This window comes from Tateyamaria sp. LSS28 (genome assembly GCF_059611725.1).
In genome coordinates this window covers 175,779-188,892 of record NZ_JCAPFI010000003.1, presented here as the reverse complement: position 1 = coordinate 188,892, position 13,114 = coordinate 175,779, and the positions used below count along the sequence as shown (strand labels likewise).

Here is a 13,114-nt window from a genome sequence, read left to right as displayed (position 1 = left end):
GAGCGTGGGATTTGAATTGGCACACTCTGACGTCTTCTTATCAACCTGACGCCGGACTTGGGCCAGACCAAACAAGCCGATCACCTGTTGTAGCGGCCGGCTCGGGCATTTGAAAGCGACCCATGGCCAAGGCAACGGACGCAGCTCAACAGGCGCGTTTGGCCTATCCGGCTGGACTTTTGCTTTATCGGCTGGCTCTGCAGCGGTCTGTTTGGGAGCTTTGTCCGCCTTGAGGCCGGAAAGGACTGGGCCAGCAGTTCGTCGGCGGCATTTTGCCCGATGCAAGGCTGAGTTGTCGGTGTGATTTGTAGCTGTGTCCGGCCAAAGCGGAGAAACAGCGGATGTATGAAGGTGCAAGCGCCACTCAACCGATTGAAAAATAACGCTAAATTAAGATATGTGGCGGAGAGACAGGGATTCGAACCCTGGGTGGGCTTGCACCCACAACGGTTTTCGAGACCGCCCCGTTCGACCACTCCGGCACCTCTCCGCGGGGGTCTGGTGCGCTCAATTACGGTGAACGACGCCGACGCGCAAGGCAGTTTTTCATCAAAGCCGTTTACACGGGAAATTTGATGGACGCGCCCGTAAAAACACATACCCTAGATGCCGAGGTTAATATGCCCGAGCAGATAGAAATGAGGTATCCCATGCGTTCTCTTCGATACGGATTTGCAGCCCTTGTCCTGACATTTGCCATGTCTGTTTCCGCCTTTGCGGCGGATCGGGCCAAACTGCAGGATTTTCTTGAAGTCACAGGTTTCGATGTTGCGCTTGAAAGTATCCGACTGTCAGCAAGTTCTGCCCCCGAAATGCTTGGTTTGCAGGCCGAAGATTTTGGAACGGAATGGACCCGCCTAACAAGGGATGTCTTCAAGACCGAGGTCATGCATGATCTTGCTTTGGATATCCTGGAAAGGACCCTCGAAGACGACATGCTGACCCATGCGGCGGATTTCTATGCAACGGACCTTGGGCAACGTCTGGTTCAAGCGGAAAACGCCAGCCATATGAAGGAAGATGATGCGCTGAAGCACGACAGTGGCGAAGCTATTGTTGCGGGGCTTGAACGATTGGACAGTCCTCGTCTTGACTATCTCAAGCGTATGAACAAAGCGTCTGACAGCGCGGGGGTAAGTATCCGAGCAATTCAGGAAATCCAGGTCCGGTTTCTTATGGCTGCCGCTGGTGCGGGTATCATTGAATTGCAGCTGGAGGAGCCGGATTTGCGCGAGCTTCTGTCCAGCGATGAGGATGTCTTGAAGGAAGAGATTGCGGCAAGCGCGTTGACTGGCGCCGCTTACACGTACCAGTCTTTTTCCGATCAAGAGGTGCTGGAATATGCCAAAGCCCTCGAAAACCCAAAGATGCGTCACGTATACGACCTGATGAACGCGGTGCAGTACGAGATCATGGCAAACCGGTTCGAGGCATTGGCCCGTGCCATGCAATCGTTGCAACCCAGTCAGGAGCTGTAGATGCGCCTTGCCGTTCTGAGCCTGTCACTATGGATGCTCACGCAGGCAGCCTGGGCTGACGTCAACCGTTTGATTGATGCGATGGGCGTGCCCGAATTGATTGGGGCCTTTGTCACTGAAGGCCTGGAAGCGGGGCAATCGATTGACGAGGCATTTTTGAACGGGCAGGGCGGCGATGTATGGGCGGATACCGTGCAGCGGCTGTATGATCCTTCGCGCATGGAAACCGAATTGCGCACCATAATGGCGGAACACTTGGAGCCGGAGGCGGCGGCGCAGGCGCTGTTGTTCTTCGAGAGCGAGCTGGGCGAACGTATTATTGCGCTGGAGGTGCAGGCGCGGCAGACATTTCTCGATGATTCCGTTGAAGATGCCGCCAAGGCCAGCCCGGCTGCGCGCGGCGACAAGGTTACGGACTACTTGGTGTCTCGGGATTTGATCGAACGGAATACGGACGTTGCCGTTGCGGCGCAGGCCGCTTTTTTAGATGGGTTGTCGGACAGCTCAGGCCGAAATGCTGAAGCCCCGGATATGGATCAACTGCGCGCGCGCATTCTAGTCGATACGGAGAGCTGGTTGCGCGGGTACAACGCGCTGGCCCAATCGGCGATGACTGATGACGAGATTGCCATCTACACAGCCTTTTGGGAAACCGATGTGGGCATGGCTGTTGACGATGCCCTGTTCCTTGCTTTCGGTCAAAGCTACACAACGCTTTCCTATGGATTGGGACAGGCGGCGGGCCGACTTCTGCCGCAAAATGAACTCTGAAATGATGTCAAACGATTGTTTGCTTCAAAGGTAAGTCGCCAATATGCGGCCCTCGTGAGAGCTTGCAATGGGATATGCCATGTCCGCTTCCGGACAGTTCGTGTGCGCCAATTCTGGGAAGAGCGCTATGATTTCTGCGGTTTGGTCTGGGTCCAGTGTGCGACGGGCATGCGGGCCAAGATAAAAGCTTTCTGCAGCGCACCCATTTGCCCAAACGACCCTGTGTGCGTCGAACATGATGTGGACGTATGTGACGAAGCCGTTGGGTGCGGTGCGGATGGTGTCGCCGTTCACGAGGTGTTTGGCGGCGACCAGAAGACGCGACTCTCCCGTCAGGAATTCGGTTGCACCACTTTCAAGCAGGATCCTGTGATTTGGCGACACGGTCAGATCACGTCGTGTGCCGAGTATGCCCGCCGAAATTGTCACCGGCACACGGTCACCGATTGCAGGTACGGTTCGCATTCCGACCCACCGCACCGGCTGGGGGCCATGATCCATGGTGCTGACCAAGTCGCCGGGTTTCAGCTTTTCGACAGGACGTGTGCCGCCGGGGACCCGGATGCGGGTGCCTGGTGTAAAGCAAACAAACTCGGAGTAGGGTCGCGGGCTACGGCCAATATTACCTTCATCCGTGAATATATATTGCTGGCCCGGAACCATTGGTTGGTTGGAAATGAAGGCTGTCGTTGTGTTGTTTCCGGTATTGTTCTCACCGATCGTAATTGAAAAGCCTTCAAACCCGTTGTCGTCGGTTAGAACATAGTTGATGACTACCTGCGAACCGGCCGGGTAGGTGACGTTATCAATCGTGACTGGACTCGCTAACACCTGATTGGTGTCTGTCGGTGCTTCGTTGAAATTCGGATCGTCATCATCAATGACAATCTGAAGTGGCTGCGCGCTTGGATCCAACCGGATGCTAAAGGGCGGATCCCCCTGCGCTTGCGCGCTGCGTTCGTTCGGAGGCGTAATGTTCCCGCCGGATGTGTCAAAATCATCAAGCTGGTAGACCCACTGCAAGGTATATAAAGGCATGCTGTGTTTGCCTCGCTTTCAGAGCAAATATTCAAAATGACAATCTGCTATCTTGGGTAGAAATGTGACTGCCCGTTTCGCCATCGGCAAAGTCCCGCTTAAGTGTTTTTTCTTGGGAGTAACGCCAGCCCCTTGACTTGCCGTAGGAATGCTTGAATAAGCGCGCATTCTGGCGGCCTTCGTGTTGTCAGATCATATGGATATCGCCCGAATGGGCGCGCTGTCTGAGGTGGCAAGTGCCGTAAACTCCCGAGACCGGGGACCACAAGACGCGGTAACAAAAGGAAGAACGCAATGTTCGCGGTTATGAAAACCGGCGGCAAACAGTACAAAGTTCAATCGGGCGACACGCTCCGCGTTGAAAAACTGGCCGCAAACGCAGGTGACAAAGTCCAATTCAACGAAGTGCTGATGGTTGGTGGCGACAAGCCCCAAGTCGGTTCGCCCGTTGTTTCGGGTGCAGGCGTGCAAGCCGAAGTCATCGAACAGATCAAAGGCCCAAAGACGATCAACTTCGTCAAGCGTCGCCGGAAGCACAGCTCGAAGCGCACCAAGGGTCACCGTCAGCAACTGACGCTGGTCAAGATCACCGACATCCTTGCCTCTGGTGCGGACAAGTCGGGCGTGATGGCCGCTGTGAACGGCGCCGGGTTCGGCATTGCTGCAGCACCCGCTGCCGCCAAGCCTGCCAAGAAAGCGGCGAAAGCCGAAGCGCCAAAGGCTGAAGCCAAGGCAGAGCCCAAGAAGGAAGCCAAGAAAGCCGCGCCCAAGAAGGCCGCAGCCGGTGGCGACGATCTGAAGCAACTGTCGGGTGTTGGTCCCGCGCTTGAGAAGAAACTGCACGAAGCGGGTGTGACCACCTTCGCGCAGATCGCAGCATGGACCCCAGAGGACGTTGCTGATATGGACGAGAAACTGTCTTTCAAAGGTCGGATCGAGCGCGAAGGCTGGATCGCTCAGGCCCAAGAAAAGACCCAAGGCTAAGGAGAGAGACGCATGGCACATAAAAAAGCAGGCGGTTCGTCCCGTAACGGTCGCGACTCCGCTGGCCGCCGTCTTGGCGTAAAGCTTTATGGTGGCCAAGCCGCCATTCCCGGCAACATCATCGTGCGCCAGCGCGGAACCAAGTTTTGGCCGGGTGAAGGCGTAGGCATGGGCAAAGATCACACAATCTTTGCAACCGTCGATGGCGCCGTCACCTTCCACAAAGGCCTCAAGGGTCGCACGTTTATCTCCGTGCTCCCAGCTGCGGAGGCTGCTGAATAAGCCGTACCCAAAAGGTTTTGACAAAATCAGGGATCGGCGGAAACGCCGGTCCCTTTTTCGTTTCCGCCCCCCGCAACCAGCGAGGAGGGTCTGATGACAGACCTAATGACCACTGACCGCCTGACCCTGCGCCGTCCCGGAATGCAGGACGCTGCCGTGTTCGCCGCATTGGTGGGTGACTTGGATGTGTCGCGCTGGCTGACCCGCGTGCCGCATCCCTATACGCTGGCGGATGCCAATGACTTCATTGCGCGCGTTGAAGTCGGCGGTGGCAACACCTTTGTTATCTGTGCGGGAGAGCAGGTCGTCGGATGCATTGGTACCGAGGGCGAGCTTGGATACTGGCTGGGAAAGAACCATTGGGGTCTCGGCTATGCGTCCGAGGCGTGCAGGGCCATGGTTAATCGCCACTTTGCGATGACGTCTTCGGACCTGCAAAGCAGCCATTTTATGGAAAACGTGGCATCGCGCCATGTGCTTCAGAAGCTGGGATTTGTGCGGACATCGCAGACGCAGGCCAGATGCCCGGCGACAGGCGACTGTCATGTTTTGCAGCGCATGGTGTTGACCCAAAGCACGTGGGAGATGATCGGATGACGGCATCCACCAAACCAGTACTGCGCGGTCCGCGTGTCGTTCTTCGTGACGTAGTTTCTGGCGACGTCGATGCACGTTTTGCCTTGGGCAACACGCCGGATATCGTGAAGATGTTTGGCGGTGACCCGGGGCAGGTGCGGGACATCACTCGCGATGCTGCACAGGCATGGGTTACTGCGCAGCAAGAGGATCGTCATGCTTGGGTGATTGATGTTGGCGGTGACCTGCTGGGCGCCATCCGTCTGCACTTGATCAATCGCGCCGACCGAAGGGCTCTGATCGGTATCGGCATTCTGGATCACAATGCGTTGGGGCAGGGTTACGGCTCTGAAGCGATGCGCCTGCTTGGGGCGCATGCGTTTGATGACATGGGATTGCACCGGTTGGGTTGCCGGGTGCTGGCATTCAACGCCCGCGCCATTGCTGCCTACAAAAAAGTGGGGTTTGTCGTCGAGGGACGCGAACGTGAGTCTGCATTGATTGATGCCGAATGGCATGATGATTTGGTGATGGGCCTGCTCGACCGCGATTTGGTGCGTCTGCCATGACAGTTGCGGCGATGTCCTTTGCCGTCTTTGCAGCCAGCCAGGTCGGAACACCCGGGCCTGCAAACATGGCGCTTTTGGCAACCGGTGCGCGGTACGGCTTTCGCGCGGCTTTGCCATTCGTGGCCGGTGTCGCGCTGGGAAAGCAACTTATCATCTGGCCTGTTGGTTTTGGCCTGATGGAATTGGCTGATCGGGCACCGTGGGTGTTCCAAACCCTGAAATGGGTATCTGCTGCCTACATCATCTGGCTGGCGTGGAAGGTGTCACAACTGCGCCTTGGTGCATCCGATCCGAGTGCTGCCGCGCCTGGCTTCGTCGCTGGACTTGTGGTGCACCCGTTGAACCCCAAGGCGTGGGCAATGATTGTTGCAGGTTTCACGGGCTTTGTATCTCCCGGTACGGATGCCGTTATCGCAACGGCAACGATTGGTGGAATATTGCTCGCCACGCAGGTGCTGTTTCACCCGCTTTGGACACTTGCCGGTGATCGTATCGCGCGCACCCTCGCAGGAACGCGTGCGGAACCTTATTTGATGTATACCCTCGCGGCCCTGACGGTCGCGTCGGTTCTGTTTGTTTTGTTCGGAGGAGGGACATGACCGTGGAGATGGAAAAAATCGTGACCCAGAATGTGATCGAAACGGAACGCTTCGTACTGCGTCCGTTGCGCCGATCGGACATGGGGTTGATCGAGATGTATACGAGCGACCTGCGCGTCGCCCGCAACACCCAATCTATTCCACATCCGATCCCGCCTGGCATGACCGAAGCCTTTGTGGCGCGCGCCATGGCAGATGAGCGCGAGGAAGATGTCTGGGCCATGGACGGGCTCAAGTCTGGCGGTGCTGAAATCATGGGTCTGATCTCCTTGACCCGTATGGATCGCAACCAGTCCGAGGTTGGATATTGGGTCGCGCCACATTTCTGGAACACCGGTCTTGCATCTGATGCGGTTCAGGCGCTCGTGGATGCCAATCCGATGGACAATGCCACGATGTTTGCCAGCGTGTTTCAGGACAATCCGGCCTCGGCCCGTGTGTTGACGCATTGCGGGTTCGAATATCTGGGTGATGCCGAAGGGTTCTCGGTCGCGCGGGATGCGACCGTGCCCACATGGACTTATAGTCGCAAACTCTGATTGCGGGGGCTGGTCCCCCGCGCTAGGACACCACCCATGAAGTTTCTTGATCTGACCAAGGTCTACATCCGTTCGGGTGCAGGCGGAAACGGGTGCATCTCGTTTCGGCGCGAAAAATACATCGAATATGGCGGCCCGGACGGCGGCGATGGCGGAGGCGGGGGCTCGGTCTGGGCAGAGGCCGTCGATGGGCTTAATACGCTGATCGACTTTCGCTACCAGCAGCACTTCTTTGCCAAGAACGGCCAACCAGGCATGGGGCGTCAGCGCACGGGCAAGGATGGCGACGACATTCTGCTACGTGTCCCCGCGGGGACAGAAATCCTCGATGAGGATCAGGAGACGGTGATCGCTGATCTGGTGAATGTTGGTGATCGGGTCGAACTGGCGCGTGGTGGGAACGGTGGTTGGGGCAACCTCCATTTCAAGTCTGCCACCAACCAGGCGCCACGTCGTGCCAACCCCGGTCAAGAAGGTGTCGAGCGTACGCTCTGGCTGCGCCTAAAGTTGATCGCGGATGTGGGCTTGCTGGGTTTGCCGAATGCGGGCAAGTCGACATTCCTAGCGACCACGTCGAATGCGCGACCCAAGATTGCAGACTATCCGTTTACCACGCTGCATCCCAACCTTGGCGTTGTTGGCGTGGACAACACCGAATTTGTTGTTGCGGATATCCCCGGCCTGATCGAAGGTGCGTCTGAAGGGCGGGGCTTGGGCGATCTGTTTCTGGGCCACGTTGAACGCTGTGCGGTCCTGCTGCATTTGGTGGATGGCACATCGGAAACAGTGGCTGAGGATTATGAGACCATCATTGGCGAGCTTGAGGCCTATGGCGGTGATCTGGCCGACAAGCCGCGCGTGACCGTGTTGAACAAGATTGATGCGTTGGACGAAGACGAACGCGCCACAGCCCGTACCGCACTCGAAGAAGCATCCGGCGGCCCGGTGATGATGATGTCGAGTGTTGCGCGCGACGGCGTCACCGAAGTGCTGCGGTCCTTGCGGGGGCAGATAGATGAGGATCGTCTGCGCCACCGTCCGCAGGAAGAGGTCGAGCCATGGCGTCCCTGATCACGGCCAAACGGCTGGTGGTCAAGATCGGGTCAGCGCTGTTGGTGGACAGGACCACGGGCGCGCTTCGTAAGGACTGGCTCACCGCCCTTGCGCAGGACGTGGCTTGGTTGAAGTCGTGCGGCGTACAGGTTGTTCTTGTTTCGTCAGGCTCCATCGCGCTGGGGCGCGAGGTTCTGGGTCTACCTGCCACTGATCTTGCATTGGAACAGTCGCAGGCGGCAGCGGCGGTTGGGCAGATTCGCCTTGCCCGTGCTTATGAGGAAGCTTTGGCGCCGCACGACATCACGACCGCCCAGGTGTTGATGACGTTGGAGGACAGCCGCGACCGACGCCGCTATTTGAATTCCAGGGCGACACTGGAGCACTTGGTTGGCTTGAATGTCGTGCCGATCGTCAATGAGAATGACACGATCGCGACCGATGAAATCCGGTTTGGCGACAATGACCGATTGGCCGCTCAGATCGCTGCGACCATAGGCGCGGACGTTCTTGTCCTGCTGTCGGACGTGGACGGGTTCTATTCCGCCAACCCTGCCGATGATCCAGATGCGAAGCGCTATGATTTCATCGACCATATCACGCCCGAGATCGAAGCGATGGCTGGCGATGCCGGGTCGGGGCTGTCAAAGGGTGGAATGAAAACCAAGCTCATGGCGGCAAAAACCTCGACGGCCGCGGGATGCGCGATGGCGATCTGTCATGGTGCTGCCTTGCGCCCACTTACCGGGCTTGAAACAGGCGCGAACGCGACGTGGTTCACTGCCACACTGGACCCGCAAGTTGCACGCAAACGCTGGATTGCGGCCATGAAACCGCTTGGAACTGTGACGCTGGACGCAGGTGCTGCACAGGCATTGTCAAGAGGAAACAGTCTGTTACCTGCTGGAGTTCATGCGGTTTCGGGAATGTTTGGCCGCGGTGACCCGGTGGCGATCACGGGGCCGGATGGACACCAACTTGGTCTGGGTCTCAGTCGTTATACAGCGGATGAAGCGCAAAAGATCAAAGGCCACAGGAGCGCCGAGATCGAGAAGCTACTGGGGTATCCGGGACGGGCCGCCTTGATCCACCGCGATGATATGGCGCTGTGATCTTCTTCTGACTATAAATACCACCGCCGGAGGCATGGAAATCTGCGGCGTACCGCCTGAAAAAGGACGTGACCCATGAAAGACTTCGCCGACATCCCTGCATTGATGGCCGATATTGGCACCCGCGCAAAAACTGCCGCGGCGTCATTGGCCTTTGCCAGCGCCGAGCGGAAGCATGCCGCTTTGATCAGCGCGGCAGAGCATGTGTGGAACAGCCGCGATGCGATTATTGCGGCGAACGCGCTGGACATGGAATTTGGTCGGAACAAGGGCTTGTCCGATGCCATGATGGATCGCCTACGGCTGGATGAAGAGCGTATTCAAGGGATCGTCGACGGTCTGCGCGCGGTGGCTGAACAGGCTGACCCGGTCGGAGAGGTTCTGGCCGAATGGACCCAGCCCACGGGGCTGAACATTCAACGTGTTCGGACACCGCTAGGGGTTGTCGGCGTTATCTACGAAAGCCGGCCCAATGTGACGGCGGATGCAGGTGCCCTGTGCCTGAAAGCTGGCAACGCTGTTATCCTACGTGGCGGATCAGAGAGCTTTCATTCGTCGGGTGCAATCCATGCCGCGTTGCAAGCGGGTCTGCGCGACGCCGACTTGCCCGAAGATGCCATCCAGCTTGTGCCGACGCGAGACCGTGCCGCGGTCAGTGAAATGCTGACCATGACCGACACTATCGATGTGATAGTGCCACGTGGCGGCAAAGGTCTTGTCGGTCTTGTACAGCGCGAGGCGCGTGTACCTGTCTTTGCTCATCTTGAAGGGATCGTTCACATCTACATCGACAAGGATGCGGATCTCGAGAAGGTCCTCAAGGTTGTTTTGAACGCAAAAACGCGACGCACTGGTATCTGTGGGGCTGCGGAGTGCTTGTTAATTCATCAGGATATTGCGTCGACCATTGGTCAGGGCGTTGTCCGCGCGTTGGTGGATGCGGGTGTGCGTGTTCATGCAGATGTCGCGTTGCAGACGATCGAAGGAGTGTTGGCCGCCACCGACGCCGATTGGGGCAAGGAATACCTCGATATGGACATTGCCGCGCGCGTGGTTTCGGATGTTGATGCAGCGATTGAGCATATCCGAACCCATGGCTCAAACCACACCGATTGTATCCTGACCGAGGATGCGGGGGCCGCTGCCAAGTTTTTTGATCAAGTCGACAGCGCGATTCTGATGCACAACGCCTCCACCCAGTTTGCAGACGGCGGCGAGTTTGGCATGGGCGCAGAGATCGGGATCGCGACGGGCAAGATGCATGCACGCGGGCCGGTGGGTGCAGCACAGCTCACCAGTTTCAAGTACTTGGTGCGTGGCGATGGAACAGTGCGGGACTAAAACCGGATTGTCAGCCTGTCCGGCAAAAGTTGTGTCGAAATCTTGCGCTGTGCGTCTGCCGCCACCTCGGGCAACAGGGCGAATTGCACGTGGGCTGGGGCCAGTTCGTTGACGCCTTCTCCTTTGAGCAGGCCCCAAAGCGATGAATCGACACTTTGTTTGGCGGAATGGCCTGTGATGTCCCATGTGCCATCAGTGCACGCAATTTCAATCCGTCCGCCATACGGCAGAGCCGTTTCAAGACATTGTACCGCCAGAAAGGCCATCCGCACAGCCCAGCGCGGTTGCGGGTCAAGCGGCCCGTAGACGGCCTTCAGCCGTCCGCCATCCATGCTGTCCGATAGGATCGACACAACCTCGGCCCGGCCGAGCGGCTGTGCACTTGCGGCACCGTAGGCGATGCGAAAGAACCGGATACGTGCGCTGGCGTTTCCCACGCTTTCCGAAATAAGATCAAGTTCAGGTCCAGTCTGCCCGCTGGACATACCAAGCAGCTCCAGGCCGTTGTTGATGGCCCCGATTGGCGATATGAGGTCATGGCAGATGCGGCTGCCGATCAATGCAGCCAGGTTGATGTTACTTTGGCCCATCAGCGGCCCCCAGACAGTGAAATGGTAAAGGCCCGGATATGGAAGATCTGAATGCCATTCTGGCTCCCGGCATGTTGGTGCGTCATCCCCAGTACGATGAGTGGGGTATTGGGCAGGTCCAAAGCAACATCGGCGCCAAGGTCACCGTGAATTTTCCCAATGAGGGCAAGGTGGTGATCGACGGAACGCGTATTGCTTTGATCCCGGTCTTTGATGCTTGAACATCCTTTCTAAAACCTTAACGCATTGCAACCTCTCGTCGCATGCGTCGTCAATCTCTACCCTTTTTCAAGATATGCCGATACACCGCCCGCGATGAGCCTGACCAAAGACCCAGAATTTCGTGTGAGCCTTGTGGACGACCCGGCGGACCTCCGGGCAGCGCAGGCCTTGCGCTACGATGTTTTCGTGCGCGAACTGGGCGGTGGTGGCGCGATGGTGGACCATCATGCCGGCCTTGAGCGTGATCGCTTCGATCCCTTTTTTGATCATCTTGTTCTGTACGATGATGCGGTGGGACAGGTTGTTGCCGTTTACCGGATGCTGCGCGCCGAACAGGCCGAGGCAGCGGGGCAATTCTACTCCGAAGATGAGTATGATCTGGCACCCTTGCGCGCGACGGGGCGGAGATTGCTGGAGCTAGGTCGATCTTGCGTGCACAAAGACTATCGCGGAGGGGCGGCGCTGTATCATCTTTGGAATGGTCTTGCCGCTTACGTGGCGGAGCATCAGATTGACATCATGTTTGGCGTCGCGTCGTTCCACGGCACCAATCCACGAGCCATTGCGCAACCTCTGTCACTCCTACATCACCGTCACCTTGCACCCGAACCGCTGCGTGTGACGGCTCGCGCGCCACACGCCGCCACCATGAACCTGGTACCCGAAGATCAGATAGACAGACGCGCGGCGATGGTGGACATGCCTGCCTTGATCAAAGCCTATCTGCGCCTTGGCGGTGTCGTGGGGGAGGGGGCCTATGTCGATCATGCCTTCAACACAACAGATGTGTGCCTGATCATGGACACTGCTGCTATGTCGGACCGTCAGAGGCGGATTTATGGAGCAGTTTCATGAACATGACATGGGACGGTGCACCGCCGCCTGACCATGTGGTGCGTGGTCCGACCGCGGTGCTGCGCATTCTTTGGCGAGGTGCGGGTATCATTTTGATCATTCTCATCGGATTAGCGTTGCTCCTGCCTTTGCGTCTGATCGAAAGGCCGTTCTTTGGGTTGACGCGCCCGTGGACGCCCTGGATCACGCAGGTGGTGTGCCGCTTGTCCATGTTCTGGCTTGGGCTGTCCTACATCCGCACTGGCAAACCGATGAAAGGGCAGGGTGCCATCGTGGCCAACCACTCGTCCTGGTTGGACATCTTTGTTCTGAACGCGGCGGACCGTATCTACTTCGTGTCGAAATCAGAAGTGGCGGGATGGCCCGGTATCGGTACGCTGGCCCGCGCAACAGGCACGTTGTTCATTGCTCGCGATCCACGCGCGGTCAAGGTGCAAACGGAGTTGTTCCAAGAGCGGTTGCTGGCCGGTCAAAGGCTTTTGTTTTTCCCCGAAGGCACCAGTACAGACGGTTTGCGTGTTTTGCCGTTCAAGACGACTTTGTTCGCGTCATTCTTCGCTGAAGATCTGCGCCCACATCTGTCCGTACAGCCGGTCACGGTGGTGTACCATGCGCCGCAACGTCGTGATGCTAGGACCTATGGCTGGTGGGGTGACATGGAATTCGGCACACACCTTTTGGCAACGCTTGCATTGCCGCGACATGGACGGGTGGAGGTGATCTATCACGCGCCCTTGCGTGTGTCCGACTTTGCGGATCGCAAGGCTTTGGCGGCGGCAGCGGAGGTGGCGGTACGCGCCAGTCATGCGCTTGCAGCGGGTGAACAGGCGGAAAGCGACGAGACCGGAGTTTAACCTTTTGTTGCGCGCGTGGCCTGTCACCCCTCGTACACCTCCTGTACACCCCCCGTACACCGGGGATGCACCACACTATGGCAAGACGGCTCTTGCGCATCAGATCTTGTGCTTATTTGATCCAAAGGACGCGCTTGCGCGCGATACCAATCCAGTCGCCTGTAACTGGTGTGCTCGCAATTGTGCAGCCGGGCGTGGATGGTGTCGAATGGGGCTTGCCATTTCAGAGCGCTTGGCATAATCGGCGCGCA

The 13,114-nt window shown here is 57.7% G+C and carries 16 protein-coding genes and 1 tRNA gene; 14 read left to right on the top strand and 3 right to left on the bottom strand.

The window, feature by feature from the left end:
* Nucleotides 1–400: 400 nt before the first annotated feature.
* Nucleotides 401–490 (bottom strand) — tRNA-Ser (locus tag AC53L6_RS09485).
* Between the two features lie 160 nt (nt 491–650).
* On the opposite strand from AC53L6_RS09485, the gene AC53L6_RS09480 reads away from it, so the two are divergent.
* Nucleotides 651–1,478, top strand: a complete 828-nt coding sequence (locus tag AC53L6_RS09480) for a DUF2059 domain-containing protein (RefSeq protein WP_496907682.1) — start codon at nt 651–653, stop codon at nt 1,476–1,478.
* A complete protein-coding gene (locus AC53L6_RS09475) occupies nt 1,479–2,249 on the top strand; it encodes a DUF2059 domain-containing protein (protein ID WP_496907681.1) in 771 nt (256 codons plus the stop codon).
* Nucleotides 2,250–2,273: 24 nt separating this feature from the next.
* On the opposite strand, the gene AC53L6_RS09470 is transcribed toward AC53L6_RS09475, so the two are convergent.
* Nucleotides 2,274–3,287: a Hint domain-containing protein gene (locus AC53L6_RS09470; protein ID WP_496907680.1), complete on the bottom strand. Its 1,014-nt coding sequence runs from the start codon at nt 3,285–3,287 to the stop codon at nt 2,274–2,276.
* Between the two features lie 294 nt (nt 3,288–3,581).
* Here AC53L6_RS09470 and AC53L6_RS09465 point away from each other — a divergent pair, with 294 nt between their 5' ends.
* The 9 genes from AC53L6_RS09465 to AC53L6_RS09425 all read left to right on the top strand — a co-directional run bounded on the left by AC53L6_RS09465 (nt 3,582) and on the right by AC53L6_RS09425 (nt 10,342).
* On the top strand, nt 3,582–4,271 hold the full coding sequence (locus AC53L6_RS09465; protein ID WP_299768041.1) for a 50S ribosomal protein L21: 690 nt from the start codon (nt 3,582–3,584) through the stop codon (nt 4,269–4,271).
* 12 nt (nt 4,272–4,283) lie between these two features.
* Entirely contained in the window at nt 4,284–4,553 is a 270-nt protein-coding gene (rpmA, locus tag AC53L6_RS09460; RefSeq protein WP_189370744.1) for a 50S ribosomal protein L27, read from the top strand.
* Nucleotides 4,554–4,646: 93 nt separating this feature from the next.
* The gene (locus AC53L6_RS09455; RefSeq protein ID WP_299596563.1) at nt 4,647–5,150 is read left to right on the top strand and encodes a GNAT family N-acetyltransferase; all 504 of its coding nucleotides are present in this window, start codon (nt 4,647–4,649) and stop codon (nt 5,148–5,150) included.
* Nucleotides 5,147–5,698, top strand: a complete 552-nt coding sequence (locus AC53L6_RS09450; protein WP_496907679.1) for a GNAT family N-acetyltransferase — start codon at nt 5,147–5,149, stop codon at nt 5,696–5,698. Before AC53L6_RS09455 ends, AC53L6_RS09450 begins: the two co-directional genes overlap by 4 nt.
* A complete protein-coding gene (locus tag AC53L6_RS09445) occupies nt 5,695–6,297 on the top strand; it encodes a LysE family translocator (protein WP_299197579.1) in 603 nt (200 codons plus the stop codon). The genes AC53L6_RS09450 and AC53L6_RS09445 overlap by 4 nt, the downstream gene beginning before the upstream one ends.
* Nucleotides 6,294–6,836: a GNAT family N-acetyltransferase gene (locus tag AC53L6_RS09440; protein WP_496907678.1), complete on the top strand. Its 543-nt coding sequence runs from the start codon at nt 6,294–6,296 to the stop codon at nt 6,834–6,836. The genes AC53L6_RS09445 and AC53L6_RS09440 overlap by 4 nt, the downstream gene beginning before the upstream one ends.
* A gap of 36 nt (nt 6,837–6,872) precedes the next feature.
* Nucleotides 6,873–7,907 carry a GTPase ObgE gene (obgE, locus tag AC53L6_RS09435; protein ID WP_299768035.1) on the top strand — a complete coding sequence of 345 codons (1,035 nt, stop codon included), beginning with the start codon at nt 6,873–6,875 and terminating at the stop codon, nt 7,905–7,907.
* Nucleotides 7,895–9,001, top strand: coding sequence for a glutamate 5-kinase (gene proB, locus AC53L6_RS09430; RefSeq protein WP_299741556.1), 1,107 nt, complete (start codon nt 7,895–7,897; stop codon nt 8,999–9,001). Before obgE ends, proB begins: the two co-directional genes overlap by 13 nt.
* A 75-nt stretch (nt 9,002–9,076) precedes the next feature.
* Nucleotides 9,077–10,342, top strand: coding sequence for a glutamate-5-semialdehyde dehydrogenase (locus AC53L6_RS09425; RefSeq protein WP_496907677.1), 1,266 nt, complete (start codon nt 9,077–9,079; stop codon nt 10,340–10,342).
* On the opposite strand, the gene AC53L6_RS09420 is transcribed toward AC53L6_RS09425, so the two are convergent.
* On the bottom strand, nt 10,339–10,932 hold the full coding sequence (locus AC53L6_RS09420; protein WP_472728053.1) for a histidine phosphotransferase family protein: 594 nt from the start codon (nt 10,930–10,932) through the stop codon (nt 10,339–10,341). The genes AC53L6_RS09425 and AC53L6_RS09420 overlap by 4 nt on opposite strands.
* Nucleotides 10,933–10,970: 38 nt before the next feature.
* On the opposite strand from AC53L6_RS09420, the gene AC53L6_RS09415 reads away from it, so the two are divergent.
* From AC53L6_RS09415 to olsA, 3 genes are all read left to right on the top strand, one after another.
* Nucleotides 10,971–11,153: a DUF3553 domain-containing protein gene (locus tag AC53L6_RS09415; RefSeq protein WP_299197487.1), complete on the top strand. Its 183-nt coding sequence runs from the start codon at nt 10,971–10,973 to the stop codon at nt 11,151–11,153.
* Nucleotides 11,154–11,247: 94 nt separating this feature from the next.
* Nucleotides 11,248–12,009: an L-ornithine N(alpha)-acyltransferase gene (olsB, locus tag AC53L6_RS09410; protein ID WP_496907676.1), complete on the top strand. Its 762-nt coding sequence runs from the start codon at nt 11,248–11,250 to the stop codon at nt 12,007–12,009.
* Nucleotides 12,006–12,863 (top strand): lyso-ornithine lipid O-acyltransferase, encoded by an 858-nt coding sequence (gene olsA, locus AC53L6_RS09405; protein WP_496907675.1) that lies wholly within the window; start codon nt 12,006–12,008, stop codon nt 12,861–12,863. Before olsB ends, olsA begins: the two co-directional genes overlap by 4 nt.
* Nucleotides 12,864–13,114: the final 251 nt, after the last annotated feature.